This is a genomic window from Mesotoga sp. UBA5557 (genome assembly GCF_002425715.1).
Taxonomy (GTDB): domain Bacteria; phylum Thermotogota; class Thermotogae; order Petrotogales; family Kosmotogaceae; genus Mesotoga.
The window spans coordinates 1-20,199 of the sequence record NZ_DIMV01000022.1 but is presented as its reverse complement, the minus strand read 5'-3'; the positions used below and the strand labels follow the sequence as shown (position 1 = coordinate 20,199).

The 20,199-nt window shown below is 46.3% G+C and carries 20 protein-coding genes, 6 tRNA genes and 1 pseudogene; 5 read left to right on the top strand and 22 right to left on the bottom strand.

The features are described 5' to 3' along the window. Window positions 1-10: 10 nt before the first annotated feature. From gyrB to rplU, 14 genes are all read right to left on the bottom strand, one after another. Entirely contained in the window at window positions 11-1,906 is a 1,896-nt protein-coding gene (gene gyrB, locus B3157_RS02445) for a DNA topoisomerase (ATP-hydrolyzing) subunit B (protein ID WP_214078088.1), read from the bottom strand. Between the two features lie 15 nt (window positions 1,907-1,921). Beyond that, window positions 1,922-2,218: a DUF721 domain-containing protein gene (locus tag B3157_RS02440; RefSeq protein ID WP_099829485.1), complete on the bottom strand. Its 297-nt coding sequence runs from the start codon at window positions 2,216-2,218 to the stop codon at window positions 1,922-1,924. Further along, window positions 2,181-3,065 (bottom strand): aminotransferase class IV, encoded by an 885-nt coding sequence (locus B3157_RS02435; RefSeq protein ID WP_214078089.1) that lies wholly within the window; start codon window positions 3,063-3,065, stop codon window positions 2,181-2,183. Before B3157_RS02435 ends, B3157_RS02440 begins: the two co-directional genes overlap by 38 nt. Next, complete coding sequence (mtaB, locus tag B3157_RS02430) at window positions 3,031-4,308, bottom strand: tRNA (N(6)-L-threonylcarbamoyladenosine(37)-C(2))-methylthiotransferase MtaB (protein WP_292588588.1); 1,278 nt, start codon at window positions 4,306-4,308, stop codon at window positions 3,031-3,033. The genes B3157_RS02435 and mtaB overlap by 35 nt, the downstream gene beginning before the upstream one ends. Continuing rightward, window positions 4,305-4,757, bottom strand: a complete 453-nt coding sequence (locus B3157_RS02425; protein ID WP_214061238.1) for an HPP family protein — start codon at window positions 4,755-4,757, stop codon at window positions 4,305-4,307. Before B3157_RS02425 ends, mtaB begins: the two co-directional genes overlap by 4 nt. 5 nt (window positions 4,758-4,762) lie before the next feature. Beyond that, a complete protein-coding gene (locus B3157_RS02420; RefSeq protein ID WP_214078091.1) occupies window positions 4,763-5,722 on the bottom strand; it encodes a 1-phosphofructokinase family hexose kinase in 960 nt (319 codons plus the stop codon). A 23-nt stretch (window positions 5,723-5,745) separates the two neighbouring features. Continuing rightward, window positions 5,746-6,462, bottom strand: coding sequence for an ATP-binding cassette domain-containing protein (locus B3157_RS02415; protein WP_103134278.1), 717 nt, complete (start codon window positions 6,460-6,462; stop codon window positions 5,746-5,748). Further along, window positions 6,455-6,616, bottom strand: coding sequence for a hypothetical protein (locus tag B3157_RS02410; RefSeq protein WP_099829479.1), 162 nt, complete (start codon window positions 6,614-6,616; stop codon window positions 6,455-6,457). The genes B3157_RS02415 and B3157_RS02410 overlap by 8 nt, the downstream gene beginning before the upstream one ends. 95 nt (window positions 6,617-6,711) lie before the next feature. Beyond that, a complete protein-coding gene (gene rpoD, locus B3157_RS02405; protein ID WP_414674204.1) occupies window positions 6,712-7,926 on the bottom strand; it encodes an RNA polymerase sigma factor RpoD in 1,215 nt (404 codons plus the stop codon). A gap of 16 nt (window positions 7,927-7,942) precedes the next feature. Beyond that, entirely contained in the window at window positions 7,943-9,676 is a 1,734-nt protein-coding gene (dnaG, locus tag B3157_RS02400) for a DNA primase (protein ID WP_214078092.1), read from the bottom strand. 64 nt (window positions 9,677-9,740) lie between these two features. Further along, complete coding sequence (gene rpsI, locus B3157_RS02395; protein WP_103134276.1) at window positions 9,741-10,145, bottom strand: 30S ribosomal protein S9; 405 nt, start codon at window positions 10,143-10,145, stop codon at window positions 9,741-9,743. 12 nt (window positions 10,146-10,157) lie between these two features. Further along, window positions 10,158-10,682, bottom strand: a complete 525-nt coding sequence (gene rplM, locus B3157_RS02390; RefSeq protein WP_099829475.1) for a 50S ribosomal protein L13 — start codon at window positions 10,680-10,682, stop codon at window positions 10,158-10,160. A 27-nt stretch (window positions 10,683-10,709) separates the two neighbouring features. Then, window positions 10,710-10,955 (bottom strand): 50S ribosomal protein L27, encoded by a 246-nt coding sequence (gene rpmA / locus B3157_RS02385; RefSeq protein WP_103134275.1) that lies wholly within the window; start codon window positions 10,953-10,955, stop codon window positions 10,710-10,712. A 1-nt stretch (window position 10,956) separates the two neighbouring features. Next, window positions 10,957-11,280 carry a 50S ribosomal protein L21 gene (rplU, locus tag B3157_RS02380; RefSeq protein ID WP_214060004.1) on the bottom strand — a complete coding sequence of 108 codons (324 nt, stop codon included), beginning with the start codon at window positions 11,278-11,280 and terminating at the stop codon, window positions 10,957-10,959. A 245-nt stretch (window positions 11,281-11,525) separates the two neighbouring features. Between rplU and B3157_RS02375 the strand changes: the two genes are divergently transcribed. Then, a tRNA-Ser gene (locus B3157_RS02375) sits at window positions 11,526-11,614 on the top strand. A gap of 37 nt (window positions 11,615-11,651) precedes the next feature. After that, window positions 11,652-13,652, top strand: a complete 2,001-nt coding sequence (locus tag B3157_RS02370) for an alpha-amylase family glycosyl hydrolase (protein ID WP_292588579.1) — start codon at window positions 11,652-11,654, stop codon at window positions 13,650-13,652. A 36-nt stretch (window positions 13,653-13,688) separates the two neighbouring features. Here B3157_RS02370 and B3157_RS02365 read toward each other — a convergent pair whose 3' ends face one another. The 6 genes from B3157_RS02365 to B3157_RS02340 all read right to left on the bottom strand — a co-directional run bounded on the left by B3157_RS02365 (window position 13,689) and on the right by B3157_RS02340 (window position 14,423). Further along, window positions 13,689-13,952, bottom strand: coding sequence for a stage V sporulation protein S (locus B3157_RS02365; RefSeq protein ID WP_099829471.1), 264 nt, complete (start codon window positions 13,950-13,952; stop codon window positions 13,689-13,691). A 49-nt stretch (window positions 13,953-14,001) separates the two neighbouring features. Then, a tRNA-Arg gene (locus B3157_RS02360) sits at window positions 14,002-14,077 on the bottom strand. A 17-nt stretch (window positions 14,078-14,094) separates the two neighbouring features. Next, window positions 14,095-14,170: transfer RNA gene (locus tag B3157_RS02355), tRNA-His, on the bottom strand. Between the two features lie 13 nt (window positions 14,171-14,183). Further along, a tRNA-Arg gene (locus tag B3157_RS02350) sits at window positions 14,184-14,259 on the bottom strand. Next, a tRNA-Gly gene (locus B3157_RS02345) sits at window positions 14,260-14,335 on the bottom strand. It lies immediately after the preceding tRNA gene. Window positions 14,336-14,347: 12 nt separating this feature from the next. After that, window positions 14,348-14,423, bottom strand: a tRNA-Pro gene (locus tag B3157_RS02340). 218 nt (window positions 14,424-14,641) lie between these two features. Here B3157_RS02340 and B3157_RS02335 point away from each other — a divergent pair. Next, window positions 14,642-15,556, top strand: coding sequence for an ABC transporter ATP-binding protein (locus B3157_RS02335; RefSeq protein ID WP_099829470.1), 915 nt, complete (start codon window positions 14,642-14,644; stop codon window positions 15,554-15,556). Here the strand turns inward: B3157_RS02335 and B3157_RS02330 are convergent. Beyond that, window positions 15,551-16,783: a Gfo/Idh/MocA family protein gene (locus B3157_RS02330; RefSeq protein WP_292588575.1), complete on the bottom strand. Its 1,233-nt coding sequence runs from the start codon at window positions 16,781-16,783 to the stop codon at window positions 15,551-15,553. The genes B3157_RS02335 and B3157_RS02330 overlap by 6 nt on opposite strands. Window positions 16,784-16,903: 120 nt before the next feature. Here B3157_RS02330 and B3157_RS02325 point away from each other — a divergent pair, with 120 nt between their 5' ends. Together B3157_RS02325 and B3157_RS02320 are read left to right on the top strand one after the other, a co-directional pair. Continuing rightward, window positions 16,904-17,116: a transcriptional coactivator p15/PC4 family protein gene (locus B3157_RS02325; protein WP_099829468.1), complete on the top strand. Its 213-nt coding sequence runs from the start codon at window positions 16,904-16,906 to the stop codon at window positions 17,114-17,116. Between the two features lie 811 nt (window positions 17,117-17,927). After that, window positions 17,928-19,853, top strand: coding sequence for a histidine kinase N-terminal 7TM domain-containing diguanylate cyclase (locus B3157_RS02320; protein WP_292588572.1), 1,926 nt, complete (start codon window positions 17,928-17,930; stop codon window positions 19,851-19,853). A gap of 52 nt (window positions 19,854-19,905) precedes the next feature. Here the strand turns inward: B3157_RS02320 and B3157_RS02315 are convergent. Continuing rightward, a pseudogene (locus tag B3157_RS02315) lies at window positions 19,906-20,199 on the bottom strand (ISNCY family transposase); the annotation flags it as partial.

Here is a 20,199-nt window from a genome sequence, read left to right as displayed (position 1 = left end):
AGTGAAAGGCTCATACGTCAAGATTGGAAATACTCAATGCATGCCGTTCAATGAACGATCTTCTTTCCTCCACCTCGCTACCCATTAGTATTGTGAAGACTCTATCCGCTTCCTGAGCATCTTCTATGTTTATCTGTACGAGTTTTCTGTCGCTGGGGTTCATTGTCGTCTCCCACAGCTGTTCGGGATTCATTTCGCCAAGCCCTTTGAATCTCGAGTAATTGAGTTTTCTATCGGAATGCTCCTTAATGAACGTAGTCAATTCCTCATCACTATAGAAATAGTGTTTCTGCCTGTTCAGTTCTATCTTGTAGAGCGGTGCCTGAGCGACATAGACCTTGCCGTTGGTTATTAGTGGTGTCATATATCGATAGAAGAGAGTAAGAAGAAGCGTCGTGATATGTGCACCGTCGACATCGGCATCCGTCATTATTATAATCCTTCCATACCTTAGATTCTTAATCTCGAAGTCTTCGCCCATTCCTGTACCAAGAGCGACTATGATATTGCTTATAGTCTCGCTCTTCAACATTCTGTCGAGTCCGGCCTTTTCAACGTTCAGGATCTTTCCCCTAAGCGGAAGGATCGCCTGAGTCTCTCTCGAACGGGCCATCTTGGCAGAGCCTCCGGCCGAGTCCCCTTCAACTATGAAGATCTCTGTCTCCTCTGGATCTTCCGAGATGCAATCTGCCAGCTTGCCTGGCAGAGTAGTGTTTTCAAGAGCATTCTTTCTTCGAACCATCTCTCGTGCTTTCTTCGCCGCCAATCTCGCACGTGCAGCTTCGAGAGCCTTTGTAAGTATTGCTTTCAGATCCTTCTGATTGTAGTCGAAGTGCTCCTCCAGCTTTTCTTTAACGACTTTCATAACTGCTTCGAATGCCTCATCGTTTCCAAGTTTTGCCTTAGTTTGCCCTTCGAACTGCGGCTCTTTCACAAAGACACTCAGTATTGCCGAAAGACCTTCTCTCAGATCTTCGCCCTGCAGATTCTGATCCTTGTCTTTCAGTATATTGTGCTTCCTGCCGAGATCGTTCATCGTCTTTGTGAGCACCGTCTTGAATCCAGTCAGGTGAGTGCCGCCCTCAATTGTCTTGATGTTGTTTACAAATGTGAGAACATCCTCATCATACGACGTGGTATATTGCATCGCGAGCTGTATCTTGACATCGTTATAGGACCCCTCCAGGTAGATGGGATCCTTGTGAACTGACTTCTTGTTCTTGGTGATTGCCTTCACAAATTCAACGATTCCGCCTTCGAAGTGATAGCTTCTCTTTTCGCCGATTCTTCTATCTTCGAAGGAGATCCTTATTCCCCCGTTCAGATAGGCCAATTCCTTGAATCGTGCCTCAAGTATGTCAAAGTCGAAGTCAGTGACTGCGAAAACCATAGGATCGGGTTTGAAGCTGGTTACTGTACCATTTTCCTTTGCTTCGCCAACCATCTCAACGGGCGACAAAGCCTTTCCTCTTTCGTACTTCTGTCTGTATACCTTTCCGTCAACCATTACTTCTACGATCATCCATTCAGACAGAGCATTAACAACAGAAGCCCCCACTCCGTGCAGTCCCCCACTGATTTTGTATGAGTCCTTTGAAAACTTACCTCCGGCGTGGAGAGTTGTCATGACAACTTCCAGTGCACTTGTCCCGGTATCTGGATGGATATCTATTGGAATTCCTCTTCCGTTATCTCTCACTACCACGGAGCCGTCTTCCATGATAACGATGTCTATTCTATCGCAGTATCCTCCCATTGCCTCGTCAATACTGTTGTCGACTATCTCGTAAATGAGGTGATGAAGACCCGACTTTCCGGTTGACCCAATATACATGCCCGGTCTCTTCCTAACCGGATCTAATCCTTTAAGTATCTTTATGTTCTGAGCATTGTATAAATCAGACATTTAACACCTCCATGTCTATCGCCTAATTCTAAATTTAATTCTTCTGATTGCTTCTACTCCTAATGCAGAGTTCAGCTTAGTAAGAAGAGCCTTTTCCCTTAGTCTCATTTCATTGAGCCACATTCCATCATCAACACTTACAATGAGAGTCCCGTCAGTAAAATCCGTAATTGACGAGTGATTTGCTATTGGCTGACCAACGATCTCTTCCCAGTCTTTATTCAACTCGAAGACTTTTATCTTTCTGAACAGCCCCGAGCTTTTCACCAGTTCATCAAATATCTGCCCTATAGTTCGATGGCTCCACTTCATCTAATCCGCTCCAATTGCTGTCTTCTGTCATTATGTATCCCTCGAAATTGTCGAGCAGCAGTCTCGTCATTCCATCTGTAAAGTCCTCAATAAGCACTTTCTCTTCCAGTCTCCTTACTGGAACGATCCCTACGCTCGTATGACTCATGAATATCTCATCGGCACAGAATAACTCCCACGACGGGATAGGTCTCTTTTCAACTGTGATCTCCAGAGATTCACATAGACCGATTACGTTATCACGCGTTATTCCTGGAAGGACTCCCGAGCGGATATCCGGAGTAGCTACCGAACCATCGATGACCAGGAAGACATTCGAGAACGATCCTTCACAGACGTTTCCCTTTTCATTCAGTATAATCATGTCGTAATTGTCTCCGAGCAACTTTCTCGTTCTGATATTCCAGCTAGAGCCCGGCATTTTCAGCTGAGGATTCAGGATATCGCCCGAGGGCTTTGTAAACGGCGAAATGCACACCTTCACTCCGAGTTCATAGATATCCTTCGACACAGAGGGAAGCTTGCTGAAGATGACCGCTGCCCTGCTTTCCTTTCCGTAACTGAGTAGCGATATTCTGATTCTGAAATCCTCTGTCTGTACTGCCTTGTTTTTTTCAAGCCCTTCCATGATTATAGAGTTAAGCTCTTTGCAGCTGAAAGGGACTTCCAGGCCCAACAGTTTTGCCGACTGCTTGAGCCTCTCAAAGTGCTTTCTGAATGCAAAAGGCAATCCGTTGTACGTTCGAACTACTTCGTAGACCGATTCACTGTTCATTACTCCCGGAACAAGAATACTGACCAGGGAAGAATCTTCATCGCACCACCGATCGGCAATATAGTTCAGCATCGGAACCCTCCTTGTGACTCTCGAAATTCGTTACCGTCGCATTCACAAAGCCGCTTTGTCTTCCGTTGACGACGTGAGGCACATAGTATTCATCGAAACCACGACTCGTAGAAGAGTCGGTTTTCTCTATCAGGACTTTGCTTGTCTGGCCGATATGCGTCTCGAGATACCTCTCTCTCGACTTCGCTCCAGCCTCAATTAGCTGCTGCGCTCTTACCTTCTTCACTCCGGATTCTATCTGATCCTTCATCTCTGCAGCCTCTGTTCCCGGTCTCTTTGAGAACCTAAACACATGAACCTTCAGGAAATTCACTTCTTCAATTATTCGAAGCGTCTGCATATGATCCTCGTCAAGTTCTCCAGGAAATCCCGCTATTAAATCCGTTGTGAACGCGAATCTAGGGTCTACCATTCTGGTGCTCTCAACAGCTCTAAGGTACTCGCTTATTGTGTACTTCCTTTTCATGTATTTCAGGACGTTATCAGAACCACTCTGCAACGACAGGTGCATATGTCTTGCAATTCGCGATGAACCGGCCAGTAGATCGAGGAAGCTCTTATCAACGGTATCGGGGTCGAGTGAACCGAGTCTTATTCTCCAATTCCCGTCTAAACCGTCAAGCTCGTTAAGAAGCTCCGTCAAAGACGAATCTAAGTCGACCCCGTAGTATCCGATGTTGATCCCGGTCAGGACGATTTCTTTGTAGCCTCTTCGGACCAATCCTTCGAATTCCTTCCTAACCATATCTATTGGTTTGCTGATTACGTTGCTTCCTCTTGCCAGCCTGATTCTGCAATACGAGCAGTTATTCAGACAGCCGTCTTCTATGCTGAGAAAAGCCCTCGTTCTTCCTTCAATACTCGAAGTAACGGTGAAAAAACCTTCTTGAGGAACTCCGTCGGGTCTATCTAGCTGCCTCGCAACGTACTTGTGAATGGCCCTCTTCTCTTTAACTCCTACAACTTCATCTGCACCAAGTACCATCAGCTCCTCGGGTGAAAGCTCGGAGTAACAGCCTACGATTATGATTTTAGAGTCCGGATTGAGTGCCTTCAGCCTCCTGAAAAGCTGTCTGAGCTTTCTCTCTGCTTCGGAGGTCACAGTGCACGAGTTCAATATGAAGAGATCTGCCTGTTCCTGAGAAAAACTGACTTCAAAGTCCTTTAGTCTTTCGGCCATTGCCTGTGACTCATACTGGTTCATCTTACAGCCGAAAGTGTAGATTGAAACTGTTTTTTTCATCTATCTATCTTGCCTTGCGTTGCTGCGTGAATCAAATGAATCCTGTTTACTATGCCCATCAACTTACCGTATTCATCTACAACCGGCATCACTTTGAGACCGTTCTTGATCAGAAGATCTGCCGCATATATCACTGTGTCATCTGGTTTTATAACTACAGGCGGTTTGACCATATGTTGCGAAACGTGATCGTCCTTTATCTTGCCGAGTCGAATGACGAACTGATGGGTGTCGGGAATGAAAGATGCAGACTGAAGAAGACTGAAGTAACTGGGCAGTGCGCTCTTGATAACATCACTTTCACTCAAGAATCCTACAACTTTGAATTCCTCATCAACAACCGGCAGCCCCGACCTATTCTGCCTCAGGCATAAGACAATGAAATCCTCTATGGTTTCATCTTCGAACATCGCCGAAACGTCTCTTATCATCGCTTCTCTAACCTTCATCTAGATCACTCCAGCTCTCGTATATCGAATGAGTCCATGTGTTCATCAATATCCTCAAGAGAGATACGTTCCTTGCTTATATACTCTGCTTCCGCAACGGCTGCAGCCATTCCTCTTTTTGCAGCCAGGAAGTAATCATTTTCGTTTTCTATCATGGAGTTGACAACTCCACCCATGAAGGCGTCTCCAGTCCCCAAAAGATGAGATCTATCAATATGGCTCTTAGTGTTGAACAGCCACACACCGTCATTTGTTGCAATCACGTCTCCTTCAACTGCATAAGAGAGAATCGCAAGCCTGGCTCCGCGTTCTAGCATCCTTTTTGCAGCTTTCACATAATCCTTCAGATCTACCATCGTTTCTCCGAAAAGCAGTTTCCTGCTTCTCAAATCCGGGCGAGCCACAGTCACAACTCCTGCTTCTACGGCCATTTCGAAGGCGGGACCGATACCCTCCACGAACGATACTTTTCCCGAGTTACTTACCTTCTTGCATAAGGACCTGCAGATCTCGTTGTCCACACCTCTCGGGATGCTCCCAGAGATCACAACATGTCTGACCCTGGAGAGTGCCACATCAAATCTACGAACAAACATTCTCAAGTCATCGGGCTTAATGAGAGGACCCGAAGAATTGATCTCGGTTATCGTCTCGCCTACGGGGTCAACAATAGCGATATTCTCTCTTGTCTCTTCCTCAACGTGAATAAATGCGGTAGTGATGAGGTCGCTCATCAGACGCATTCTCTCTTCGACAACCTTTCCGATATACCCGCCAAGAAAACCCATGGCGATATTTCTAACTCCAAGGCCGGAGAGAATCACGGAAACGTTTATGCCCTTACCTCCTGGATCCATAACCGAATAACTGGGATTCTTCACCCTGTGAAACTCATTGATCTTGAAATTCTCAACAACTATTTCCCTGTCGAGAGCAGGGTTAAGCGTAACGGTAAGGACGTTCATGGTTCACCTCCAACGGCGAGTACTTATCGGTTGTTCAGAACGAAAATCTCGGGACTTCCTACATATGAAATTTTACCATTTTTCAGGACAATCAACAAATCAGAAATGTCTAGAAGCCTCAGAACAAACCTGGAAGAGATAATCAGAGTCGTGTTGTTTCTGGTATCTATAAGGACGTTCTTCACCTCTGTGCAGGCATCGTCATCAAGGTGATCAAGAATGTTGTCTAGAATGATCACCTCGGGGTGACGTATGAGTGTAGAAAAGACCAGCAGCGAGAGCCTTTTGAAAAGTGGTATCGTCTTGAGAGAGGTCTCTGCTTTGACGGCCAGAAGATCAAGAAGATCCAACTCGTTGAAAAGATCGAGTTCGCTCTCTTCAAAATCCTCGAATTCGAATCGCTTTCCTTTCAGGAATCTGAAGAATTCAATCAAAGTGAAGTTTGACATAGCTTCGAGGAATGTCGTATCCACGTAAGCTACTCTATTCCTTACGCTCTTTCTGTCAAGTTGGTCGATATCCGATCCAAAGAGCTTTATTGATCCCGTATATTGGACATCATCGAAGAGCTCTTCGTTGAGATGAATGAAGCTTCTCAGAATTGCCGACTTACCCGATCCCCTTGCTCCCTGTAGAAGAGCGATATTTCCCTTCGGAACTTCTAGCGAAACATTGTCGAGCATCTTCTTGCCGTCGACGATAAGAGAGAAGCCTTCCAAAGAAAGAGCAGTCTCAATCACGAGACTGCTCCTCTTTAGCGTTCCTATCGTTCAATCGACTAAGAATCTCCCTGTTGGCGAGCAAGTCGCCACTCTTAGCCTTCTTTAATAGTTCGATCTGAGAAAGAATTCTGGGACTTGTTTCAACCGGTCTTGCTTTCTTTTTTTCGGCCAAGTTTTCACGTCCCTTCATACGTGTTTTCCATTATATACACTAGACTTTTCTCTCAAGTGATACATAAATTAAGACACTGTTATTAAATGGCTAAATTAGTCGCGCTTAGACGTATTAAGCATTCCCAACAGCGCCTTGAGCTGTTTACTCCTTGAAGGGTGCCTTAGCTTTCTGAGAGCCTTTACTTCGATCTGTCGAATTCTCTCTCTGGTGACGTTGAAGAACTGACCTACCTCCTCAAGCGTTTTTGTCTTTCCATCCAGAAGACCATATCTCATCTTCAGTACCATCGCCTCTCTAGGTGAAAGCGTGTCGAGAATCTGATCTATCTGTTCCCTGAGAAGCATCTTCATTGCCGCTTCCTCCGGCTGCTCCATGGAGTCGTCGTGAATGAAGTCGCCCATTGTCGATTCTTCGTCACCACTAATTGGTGACTCAAGCGAAACCGTCTCCTTCGATGCAGCCAAGATCTCTTCGATCTTCTCCGGCGTTTTCCCGGTGAGTTTCCCCAGTTCCTCGATAGTTGGATACTCCCCGTAGTCCTGCAGGTGTTCTCGAATGACCTTGTTCAGTTTGTTGATTGTCTCAACCATATGGACTGGAACTCTAATAGTCCTTGCCTGATCGGCGATGGCCCTGGTAATCGCCTGCCTTATCCACCAGGTTGCATATGTGCTGAACTTGTATCCCTTCTTCCAGTCGAATTTCTCTACGGCTTTTATGAGCCCTATGTTTCCCTCCTGAATTAGATCCAGGAAAGTAAGGCCCCGCCCTATGTATCTCTTAGCAATAGAGACAACAAGTCTCAAGTTTGCGGTTATTAGTTCTTCCTTTGCCTTCGGCTCACCCTTTTGAGCACGGCGAGCAAGTTCTCGTTCCCTGCTTGGCGTAAGAAGCGATATCTTGCCTATCTCCTTCAAGTACATTTTTATCGGGTCTTTGAGCGAGATGTTGTCGTACATTTCAGGTGTCGTTTCCAGGATAGATACTAACTCATCACTGCCTTCACTCTCTATATCACCGTCTTCCTCTACTGGTTCCTTTTCAACGATATTGATTTTGTTCTTCTCGAATTCCTCATATATCGATTCAACAAGAGTTGAGTCAAATCCCTCGTAATCAGGAGGAAAAGCGCTATCTATATCTTCGTAAGTTATAAATCCCTTCTTCTTTCCTTGCCTTAGAAGCTTCGCTATTCGCTTGTCTATCTCTTCCTTTGTAATAGGAGCATTGTTTTCGCCATTTTCTTCCGAATCTTCATCTTCAACTGCAATCTTTGCAGCAAGCGATTTGATATTCTCTTCAATCACCTTTGCACTCGTCTTCTTACTCTTTTTCTGCTTTTCCAAATTGATCGCCACCCTTCATCTTTCTATCGAGCAATCTACTGAGCTCGATCCTCCTGACCAACAAAGCTCTTCTCGCCCCCTCGTCCTTTACATTCGGCATCTTCCTGTCGATCTCGGCCATCTCTTCTTCCACTAGTTTCCTGTTTGCATACTCACCTGTCTTTTCGAGTATTCTCTGAGCCGTTTCAAAATCAATGCAACTGGATGCCAAATCGATCAACTCTCTCCCTACAATCTCGTCAACCAGGTCCAGCAACTCCTCAAGCTCCAGACCTCTTTTCATTCCTTTCAGAATCTCCTTCAAATCTCCGCTCTCTGCAATCAGCTCCAGCTGCTTCACAACCTTTGACCTGAGTGAAGGGTGTTGCAGGTAGATTCTTACATGATCTTTCAGTTTAAGAACCAGTCCTCTTCCGATTTCACTTCTTGACTGTCCGCCAAGACCTCCCTTAAGGGCCAACTCGAGTTCGCGCTCAGAGTATCCTGTCTTCTGAGAAAGCGCAGCGATAGTTGATTGAACGGTCGCCAGACTGCCAGAGTTTCTGAAATTGATCACATATGGTTTCAGATACTCAATGAGATGTTTTCGCCCCTGAGGGACCGACAAATCTAGTTTCCTCGCAAAAAACTCCACTCTAAAAGCAGGTCCAGGTATAGCTGCCGCAAGAACTTCTTGAATCGCCTTTGCACCTTCAGAGACAAATAGGTCTGCCGGGTCTTTGTGATTTCGTGAGACAACTACAGCCGTCGAAAAATCGATCTTCTCAGCAATATCTATCGATCTTAGTGTTGCTGCCTGGCCGGCATCATCCGAGTCAAGAAAGAACAGCAAATTCCGCGTGTAATTGCCCAGAATCCGTAGATGTCGCTCCGTTAAAGCCGTTCCTAGCAAACCGACGGCATTGGTAATGCCTGCCTCAAAGAGCGAGATGACGTCAAAATACCCTTCTGCTATCACTGCGTAATTCAGCTGCTTGATTGCTCCTTTTGAGCGTGAAAGGTTGAACAAAAGTCTGTTCTTCTGGAAGTATTTCGATTCAGGAGAATTCGTGTATTTCGGTCCTTGTTCGGAAACCATGATTCTTCCCCCGAATCCAACTACTCTGCCCGATTCGTTGTCAATAGGAATCAGTAGTCTGCCCGAAAACCTATCCCTCAAAGAAGACCCTCTTCCAATCAATATGCCAAACTGAACAAGGGTCTTTTCATCGACCCTACATTTTGACGGCAACGATTGCTGAAAAGTTCTTTCATCTGGGGAGTAACCCAGCTTAAACTCGTCTATTGTGGCGAGCGAAATCTTGCGTCTATCAACAAGATACTCCATTACGGCTGAGTTGCCTTCTTTCAACTCACGACTGTAAACATCTGCTAGACGAGACATTATGGATGTGTATTTGTCGTATTCCGATTCCGTCGAATCGATTTCGACGACAATCCCTGCATGATCTGCAAGCCGCTTCACGGCTTCCGAGAAGGATAGACTCTCAATCTTCTGGTAGAAAGATATTACATCACCCTTCTCTCCACAGCCGAAGCAATGAAAGAAGCCCCTTTGAGGGTGAACATAGAACGAAGGATCGTTGTCACTGTGAAATGGGCATAATCCCCTGTAAGAGCTTCCGGCCTTCTGCAGGTTCACATAGCGACCGATGAATTCGACGATGTTTATGGACTTTTTTATCTCGTCGAGTTCCTCTTTGGTGAACACTGAACCACCACCGGCAAAAAAAGGCCCATACGTTCTATGTACGGGCCGTATTCTTTAAAATGTGTTAACGCTTAGAGAACTGAGGTGCTCTTCTTGCTTTCTTGAGACCGTATTTCTTTCTTTCGACTTCCCTCGAGTCTCTCGTTAAGAGACCGTTCTGCCTGAGAAGCTTCTTGAGATCAGGGTTGAATTTGACAAGTGCTCTGGCAATTCCAAGACTTATCGCTCCAGCCTGACCTCCGAGTCCTCCGCCATTGACTCTTATGAGCATATCAAATCTACCAATCGTGTTCGTCACCACGGAAGGTTTCAAAGCGCTTCTTACCCATGCGTCATTTGCAAGGTATTCCTTGAGGTCTTTGAATTCCTTTCCGTTTATCATAAGTTTACCGGTACCAGGTCGCAGATGAACTCTGGCGACAGAGGTCTTTCTTCTACCTGTTCCGTAATAATTCACAAAGTCAGCCATGCCTCAACCTCCTCATTTAACCAGTTCAATCAATTCGGGTTTCTGCGCAGCGTGGTCATGCTCCGGGCCAGCATATACTTTCAGCTTCTTTAGCATTTTCTCGCCCAAAGCCTTCTTTGGGAGCATTCTCTTGACTGCGAGCCTAACGACTCTTTCCGGGAACTTGTCCATCATCTGTCTTGCCGTTCGTTCCTTTATGCCTCCCGGATAGCCCGAGTATCTGTAATATATCTTCTGGTCGAGTTTCTTGCCGGTAAGCTTGACTTTGTCGGCATTTACTACAATGACAAAATCGCCGGTGTCGAGATGAGGAGTGTAGTAAGGCTTGTTCTTTCCCATAAGAACCATAGCGATCTGCCCAGCAAGTCTACCGAGTGGAACGTCAGTTGCGTCGACGACGTACCATTTCTTCTCTATTTTGTTGCCATTGTGATCAACGAGGTAACCGAGAGTCTTCTCGATTTCTCCCTTTCTTTTCGTCTGCACCTTGGAATGGGTAACTGCCCATCTGCACAAAGGTGTCTTCTGAGTTTTCATAGATGCAATCCTCCTTAACAGAACAGCTTACTCGCTGTAGACACTGACGTACTTGCGGTTGTTTTTTTCTTCGAAGTGAACCTTGCCGTCTATAAGTGCGAAGAGGGTGTGGTCTCTGCCCAGTCCAACGTTGTTTCCCGGGTGTATCTTCGTTCCCCTCTGCCTTACGATTATCGAGCCTGCCCTAACGGCTGAAGATTCACCTCTCTTAATCCCCAGATAGTTGGGATTACTGTCTCTTCCGTTCGACCTACCGGTGCCTTTCCGGGCCATTTCATTTCACCCCCGTATCGATCTTCTCAATAGAGACTTCTGTGAACCACTGCCTGTGACCGTTTACTCTGTCGAAGTTCTTTCGGGGACTAAACTTTACGACCAGCACCTTCTTGTCTCTACCGTGAGAAACAACCTTGCCTACAACTTTTGCGCCGTCCACATAAGGCTTGCCTACAATCGGTTCATGTCCGTTGTGGACGAGAATTACTCTGTCGAAGACAATTTCGTCTCCGCTTTCCTTCCCGTTCTGCCTTTCGGTGAAGAGAGTCATACCTTCCTCGACTTTGTACTGTCTTCCCGAGGCTTCAATGATGGCGTACACTAAGAGCCACCTCCTCATGCAATAAAAATGTGCTGAAACGAGGTACCTTTCGGATTTAAGACCTGCTTCACGCACGAAAAAACCGCTCGCGATCAAAATTCTATCATATGTAGTAGGGTGAGGAGAGTGTCTGAGTAACATTATCATTACGAACGAGAAAGAGTTTCAAACTGGTTGAGATCCTTCTGTGGTGCAAGTTTACCACATTGACAGCGCTACAGCCCGTGATATAATCGATTCAGAACGGAGGCGTATCCTAATTGGCTAAGGAGCCGGTCTCGAAAATCGGTGGGGTTGACGCCCCTTGTGGGTTCGAGTCCCACCGCCTCCGCCAGAGGGCGGTCTTGCCCTCATTTTTTGGAGGTGGTAATGTGATCCTCGACAGGATCGAACAGCTTCTGAAGAGCAAGAAGGGAAACCTGAATTACTCTATTCCTAAAGAGTGGCTGCCTGAAGGATATTCAGGGACTGTCAAGCTAAGAGACCGATACATATTCGTTGATCCGTATGAATATGGCTCAAGTATAGTTGAGAGAATTACTGCGTTGGCTGAAAAGGATACAGACTACTCGAGACCTCTCGGAAGAATCAGAAATGAGAGCGGCAACTCCTGGATCAATTCGGCAATCATATACGGCTCATTTGTCAGAACTACAACCGCTTACTCGCACCACGACCCTGAGTTCTTCTCTGATCTGGATTCACAGGAGTATTCCGAATCTGGAACGTTTCTCAAGATGATCTTCATGCTGCCTTTTCTCTCGAAGATGGGCTTCGATACTCTTTACTTTCTGCCGGTTACGAGCTATAGTGATAAATTCAAGAAGGGTGAGCTAGGTTCGCCCTATTCGGTGAAGGACTTCTTTTCAATAGACAAGCGGTATCACGATGTGTTGCTGGAGGATATGGATGTTGAAGAAGAGTTCACGGCGTTTGTTGAAGCGGCTCACGTCATGGGAATGAGGGTTGTCCTAGATTTCATACCCAGGACCTCGGCCCGTGATTCTGCACTCATTCTCAAACACCCGGAGTGGTTTTATTGGATAGACGCATCTAGACTCGACGAGTACAGGCCGCCGAAGATCGAACCGCTTGGATTCGATCAGGCAAAGGTTGAGACTTTGCCCATCATATATTCCAATGAAAACGTAAAGAAGCATCTATCGCTTTTCAGCCACTCGCCAGCGAAGCTCTACCCCGAGAAATGGAGAGACTTCGTAGCTAGCCACGACGGCACTGAAAGCTTTCTCGATGAACTAGTCTCTGAGTTCGGCCTCATAACCCCGCCGGGCTTTTCCGACTGGATAAATGACAACCAGCCCACTTGGGACGATATAACTTTTCTAAGACTCTACAAGGATCATCCAACTGAATCCCGCAAGTTTGTTAGTGAGGATCAACCGCCTTATGTCCTATTCGATGTTGTCAAGTCGTCTTTCTTTCCCGGAAGCGAGCCGATGGCCGATCTATGGGAGAGTATAGAAAACATCATGCCCTTCTATAACGAAAGATTCGGTGTAGATGGAGCTCGACTAGATATGGGGCACGCACTTCCTAGGGAGCTTGAGCTCAGGATTATTCGCAAGGCAAAGGAGAGAGACCCATCCTTTGCAATCATTGCCGAAGAGCTTGTTATGGGTAACGATGAAAAGGCCAGGCAGTCAGGCTACGACTGTATTCTGGGAAACACATGGTGGATGGAACCGAGAATAGATGAAGGAAAGTTCAAAGAGCTTGTGTATAAAGTGCTGCCAAGTCTCAGGCTGCCCACTTTGGCAGGAATAGAGACTCCCGACACGCCGAGGGCAGCTTCCAGGCCTAATGGAAGGAAATTCTCCAGGTTCGCCACAATTCTCAACTACTTCCTGCCTAATGGAATCACCTACATAAATTCGGGACAGGAGGTTTTCGAGATTCAGCCGATGAATCTAGGCCTGGATAACGACGAAGAAGGCCGTTACGTTCTTCCACCCAACGATCCCTTTTACGGAAAGCTCGCGTTCTTCGATCCTTATGTGCTCCACTGGAATGCCGAAGAAGATATGATAGACCTCATTTCTCTCCTTTCTTCATTGAGAAAAAGCAATTTCGATTTGTTGAGCGCTGGCAATCTCAAACTAATGTGGGAAAATGACTTGAAGTCGGCCGGATTGTTCTATTGGAACGGCACCAAAGGGCTGCTTACGGTAGCAAACGGAGATTTTTCTAGCATGAAGGATTTCCACATAGATCTTGGCTATCATACATGGAAGAGTGAACACAAGGTCTCCTGGAGACTCAAAGGGTTCGACGCTCACTCTGAATGGAATGTTGGTGGAGATTTCCATTTGTCATTGGGTCCGGGCGAAGTAGCGGTAGCAGAGATCAAATGAATAAAGGGCCCCTTAGGGGCCCTTTTTGTCTATAGGTTACTTCTTCGGTTCTACATAAAACCTTACTGCCGTTCTCACTTCACCATCGATTTCAACGTCAGAAAACATTGGAACACATACGAGATCCATCCCGCTAGGAGCTACATACCCTCTTGCAATTGCAATCGCTTTTATTGCCTGATTCACCGCTCCTGCTCCAATTGCCTGAATCTCCGCAAAGCCCTTCTCTCTGAGTACTCCGGCAAGTGCACCAGCGACTGCATTTGGTTTTGAGTGGGTTGCTACCTTAAGGACTTCCATGACTGCTACCTCCTTTGAGACCTGTCATGCTACTGGGAGAGATTTAGGATGGTGCGCCCGGCAGGATTTGAACCCGCAACCATCGGAGCCGAAATCCGATGCTCTATCCGTTGAGCCACGGGCGCATGAAATAAAGAAGGAGTGGGGTGGCTGGCGGGGTTCGAACCCGCGACCGCCTGATCCACAGTCAGGCGCTCTTCCAACTGAGCTACAACCACCACGAACATTGCATGGCGCGCCCGGCAGGACTCGAACCTGCAACCCCCGGATTAGAAGTCCAGTGCTCTATCCATTGAGCCACGGGCGCTGGAGCGGCCGACGGGAGTCGAACCCGCAACATTCGCCTTGGAAGGGCGATACTCTACCAATTGAGCTACAGCCGCACTAATGACCATTGGTCGGGAAGACAGGATTTGAACCTGCGACCTCCTGTGCCCAAGACAGGCGCGCTTCCAACTGCGCTACTCCCCGTTCACGAATCTAAATATATCAGATTTTAAGGATGCCGTCAATAGTACAGAGTCGAGGTAGCGCGAACGGAGGATCGCATCAAAATAATTCACTCCCAGTAACTTGTCAAAGATCTAGGCTAACATTTAGACTGCAGTGGTATTATGTGGTTCAACACAGCACAACTTCAAGAGCCATATACAGGAAATGTAGTAGAATATTTGATGAGGTGGTTATTCGTGGCTGCAATTGTTACATCGAATCTGGTGAAAGAGTATGGTTCGTTCAGAGCGCTTGATGACGTGGCGCTTTCGATAGATCAAGGCGACCTTTTCTGTCTTCTTGGACCAAATGGGGCTGGGAAGTCGACTCTCATTAGAATTCTAACAGGATTGATCAAACCCACTTCCGGCGATGTAAACGTCTCGGGAATGGATCTCAAGACCGAAGCCAAACAGGTAAGAGAGAAGGTCGGTCTCATTTCTGAGAGAGTGATTCTTTACGACCGTCTCTCTCCATTTGAGAATCTGCTCTTCTTTGCTTCAATGCTGAGAATGGATAGAAAGTCGGCCGTTGAGCGAATCCATCTTCTTCTCGAGAAGGTGGGAATGTCTGACTGGAAAGACAAGCCCGTAAGAATCTTTTCGACGGGGATGAAGCAAAGAGTGAACTTCGTGAGGGCACTGCTTCACGAGCCGTCGATACTCTTCATGGACGAGCCCACTCTCGGTTTAGATCCACAGTCAACAAGAACAATCAGGAATATGGTGAAAGAGCTTAACGAATCAGGGGTAACTATCGTGCTTACAACACACATTATGAGTGAAGCAGAGCACATCGCGAAGTCAGTAGGCATCATGCATAAAGGCAAACTTGTCTCTAGCGGAAGAATTGAAGACATCCGATCCTCTCTCAACAAGGATCAAGTTATCGTTACTATAAATGGCACGCCTTCGATTTCGCTGAAAGGAATTGATGGCTATCTTAGTGAAAGTAGATTGAATGGAGTTGTGAAGATCAACTTCCAGCAGGGATGCACTATTGAGGATATTCTTCCCAGGATCCTGCAAATGAAGCTTGAAGTTATAGATATCGAACATAAAAGACCCTCTTTGGAAGACGTCTTTGTAGAGCTTACCGGTGAGAATTCATAGATTTATAAGACTCCAGGGATCAATTGGTGTACCTCCCATGAGCCTGGACTTCTCTGCGGCCCAGCACATTAAATGGCTCTGAAGTGAGTCTTCGAATGTAGTGGATAAGGACCCTGCTTCCCCTTCAAGGTATCTCACAAAACTCTTTACTATTTCACTATCGCCGCCTCCGTGCCTCGAGCCATCGTGGGTAGCAAGATAAGTCTTGTTGTCGCCTGAAAAGAGCTTGACTTCTATACTGTCTCTTTCAAAATCGCCGGTTATCTCGCCATGGCTACCACTGACAAGGATCTTCCTTGTCTTCGCGCTTGTGAATGCATTCATCGAGAAGAAAGCATCGACCCCGTCATCAAACGAGATAAGCACATTCTGGTAATCTGCGACACTGTTATCGCTTCTGAAAACGCATCTTCCGTAACTGCTCGTACGCAGAATCTCTCTGCGACTCTCAAAAGACATGTCGTTTCCGATAGTGTTCACAGGCCAGTCGACATTGTCTGATAAGTATTGCGTAACAGCGGAATATGGACAGGTTTCGTTCAGAGGGCAGTCCAAACATCGTTCAGCTGAGTTCTCGGGTGCGTTCTCCTTTCTGAAATACTTGAGTCCGCCTTTAGATATTACCGAGAGAGCCTTCGAAGAAAGGAGCCAGGTGAGAATATCCATATCGTGACAACTCTTCGAGAGAATAGAGGGACCGGTACGCGTCGAGTCTCTCCAGTTACCCCTTACGTAGGAGTGAGCGAAGTGATAGGAAGCGACCTGCTCGGTGTACTCAACTGCCTGTATCATTCCAACTGAATCAGAATCAAGGAGAGACTTCAGCCGCTTGAAAAAGCTGGAATACCTCAACACATGAGCAACGAATAGCCTGGAGGTATCTGCACCCAAGTCTGCTAAAGATTCTATACCTTCGAGCCCGACAGAGATAGGTTTCTCTAAAAGAACGAAGTAACCTCTTGCAAGCGCTTGTATGGCGGGTTCCACATGTTCTGTTTCCGGAGAAGCAATTATCACACCGTCAGCGAATTTAGGTCTCGAAAGAAGAACCTGCCAATCTGCGACAGAATCCTTGGTGCCTATACTATGCCTCTTTGCAAATCTCTCTCTTCTTAATTGATCGGGTTCGGCCACAGCGACGACCCGAGATCCATCTATAGACCTTAGCGCCTCTCCATATGCAAAGTATCCCCTGTTACCGGCACCTATCATGATCAAATCCACCACAGAAATCTACCACCTTCCCACTTGTAAATTGATTCTAACACTGACTTTCAAAAGCGGGATAGCCTAAGTTGTTCGAGTGTGATATAAAGGGAAAGATAAAAATTGAAAGGAGTGAAGAGTTTGACAGACATAAAGAGAAATGACACTGAGATAGTTCGAGTCTCGAAGAGAGAGTTTAAAGGCCACGAATTCCTGGATCTCAGGATCTACTATCAGGATGATGAAGGCGACTACAAGCCGACGAAAAAGGGAATCACAATTAATCCCAAACTGGTTGATGAACTGATCGACGCTCTAAATAAGGAGAAAGATGCACCGCCCGTAAAAGAGTAGCTTCTTGCTAAATAGGGACTAGATTTGGGCTTTGAAGAGACGTCCTTAGTTGACCGTCCAAGAGAGAAAAAAATCTGTTCTTCGTTCCAGAGCGAGGATCTGTTCCTCGTTCTTGGTCAAGATCATATTGTGAGAGGATGCAGATCCTTACCGGAAGCGCGCCAGGATGATCCAAAGCACGAAAAGGTTGTCATCCCGTTGTGCTCCTAGCAAGAGCGGTTCTTGGTTGTTGGTTGTTGGTAAGAGCATACAAGAAAGGAAGCGCCAAATTCGTTTCGCTCTGAAATTTTCCCCTCATGTCATCCCATAGAACCTGCCCTGAAAAGCTTGCCCCAATATGTACCTGTTTGGGGTCTCCTGTTCAGGGCAAACTGGATTTCGTTACTCTTTGATTTATAGGGGGCTCTAGCTCTTTGTTCTTGACCAACCACCAACCACGTACCACAAACGACGGTTCTTAGCTTGGTGCAGCCGGAACTGGCCGCACGAAATCGGTTTGATGTTCTTCTAGTTTTTTTCTCTCTCTCTTCTCTCGTGAGCAAAGCGAACCTCTCGACAACGCTCTTTCTCGTTTTTTTGTTCAGCCGACGAAGTCGGAACTGGCCACCGAAGGTGACTGGCTAGTAAGGTCCCATTTTCTTTCTGCTAATTTTGTCGCCTCCTGCGAAGCAGCATCACTTCCTGGCGAAGCCAGCCATGCATCATGGAACTTGCAACTGAGTATTCACAAAGTGCAAGGAAGCTGATCTGTGGCTTATGAATAGGGGCAAAGTATATAATTACAATATGAGATCACAATGGAGTGTTTGAAATGAATACTTATGCTTTTTTGACGTTTCTTGCAGCGGGTGTATGCTTTGTAATGGCTATACTGTTTTCGAGGCGGAGAGGGATTCTTGAAGCCGGGATTCTAAGCCTCTTGATGTTCTCGATTGCATGGTGGGCATTCTTTTATGCGTTTGAATTGCTCGGGCATGACCTGGAAACAATGAGGCTTCTCAACAAGATCTCATATCCTGGAATAGTATGCACGCCGGTTTTTCTCTTTCTTTTCTCGATGGCAATTCTCGACAAAAGAGAGTGGTTCACCTGGAGAAGGATCTCTTTGCTCTTTGCTGTCCCGGTGGCGGTGCTTGTATCGATGTGGACGAATGAGGTTCACTGGCTCTATTATTCAGTCAGCGAACTGGATCTCAGTGCATCCTTTCCAGTACAGAGACTTGTCCATGGTCCGCTTTTCTGGTTCGGAATCTCTTACAGTTATGTACTGCTTCTTTTGAGCTTAATCTTAATTGCTCAGCAATATATTCTTTCGAGAGGGCCTTATAAGGGTCAGCTGAAGATGATTCTGCTTGGGACTTTTTTCCCGGTACTCGTGAATCTAAATTACCTCTTTGGATTTGTCGATTTCGGATATCTCGACATGACTCCGATTGCCTTCACTATTGCCGGGGTGTTTATGGCGCTAGGTGTTATGAGGTACAGGTTATTTGACATACGACCCGTTGCCAAAGAGACGGTTTTCGAAAGTCTGCCTGACGGTGTGATTATTACTGACGATAGAGGAACAGTCGCCGATATAAATCCTATGGCCTGCTCGATGTTTGGTGTGGAAAGTGAAAGCTCCATCGGACTACATTTCAGTGACGCTTTCAAAGGTATCGAGCCTATTGTGAGCTTTCTTGGTTCCGATCTATCGAAGTCCGATCTAGAGGTGGGAGAGAAGATAGTAGATTCCAGAAAGACGACAATCTTCAGCAAAGGTGGAAAGACAAGAGGTAGCGTCGTTTTGTTGACCGAAATAACGGAGAGGAAGAGAGTCGAAGATGCGTTGCGCCAGAGTGAGGAGAGGCTTGCGCTTGCTGTGAAAGGTGGGAATGTTGGTCTCTGGGACTTCAGAATCAAAGAAGGAGAGCTATCCATAAACGATAGGTACTATCAGATTATGGGTTATTCTACGGGCGAACCGGTTATTGCTTTCCAGAAGTGGAAGGAGCTTGTTCATCCTGAAGATCTTCTGCCTTCACTTGAGGAGATGGACAGATGCTATAGTGGAGAGACAGATCACTTCGAAGTAGAGTACAGGATGCTTTCAAAGAGTGGTGAGTGGATCTGGGTTCACGATAGGGGAGAAGCTGCAGAGAGAGACAAGAACGGAAGGGCCACCCGTATTCTTGGAACTCACATTGATATTTCTCCCACTAAACAGATTGAAGAGGCTCTCCGCGAGAGCCAGGAGAAGTACAAGAAACTTGCAACTACTGATATGCTTACCGGTGTCATGAATAGATACTCACTCGATGAGCTGTTGAAGACTGAAACGGATCGATCTAAGAGATATGGAATTCCGCTTTCTTTGCTTATGCTTGATCTCGATAATCTCAAGACTATTAACGATAACTCCGGTCACCTGGCCGGCGACGAAGCTCTCAAGGAGATGTGTTCTTTCGTTCAGTCAAATATCAGGAGTTGCGACCATCTGGGAAGATGGGGAGGCGACGAGTTTCTGGTATTGGTTACAAATACGGATCTAGAGGGTGCGATGAAAGTGGCGGAGAAACTACGCTCTGGCCTCAATTCCCTTGAACCGAAAGAATGCGGGAAATTGAGCATAAGCATTGGAGTTTCCACGCTTCTTGATGGCGAGAGCGATTACGACAGATTACTTCGAAGGGTGGATAAGGCTCTTTACGAGTCAAAGAGGAACGGCAAGAACAGAGTTACCTCGCTCATCTAGTTGTGTTTCACAATAGACCTCTTTAAGGATTTGGGTGTATAAGAACCGGAAGGTGATGCATATCGCTTATGTGTTTCTTCAAGAGAGTACCGGGTTTTGTATGTGACCTACCCTTCAGTTCCATCTTCTTCCTTTCACTTCGAAGAAGTCTATCCATTGTAGAGGAACTTATTTCCAAAAGCTTCTGCTTAACTTCTTCCCTCAAAGACAAATGACCATTCTTGATCAGATTCTCTATCGCCTCTTCAATAATCGCTTTGAATCTCTTGCCGCAAGGAAAGTCCAGGATCTCCCATATCTCAACTAGTTTTCTCAATACTTCGAAATCATATTTCTTCTTTCTTCC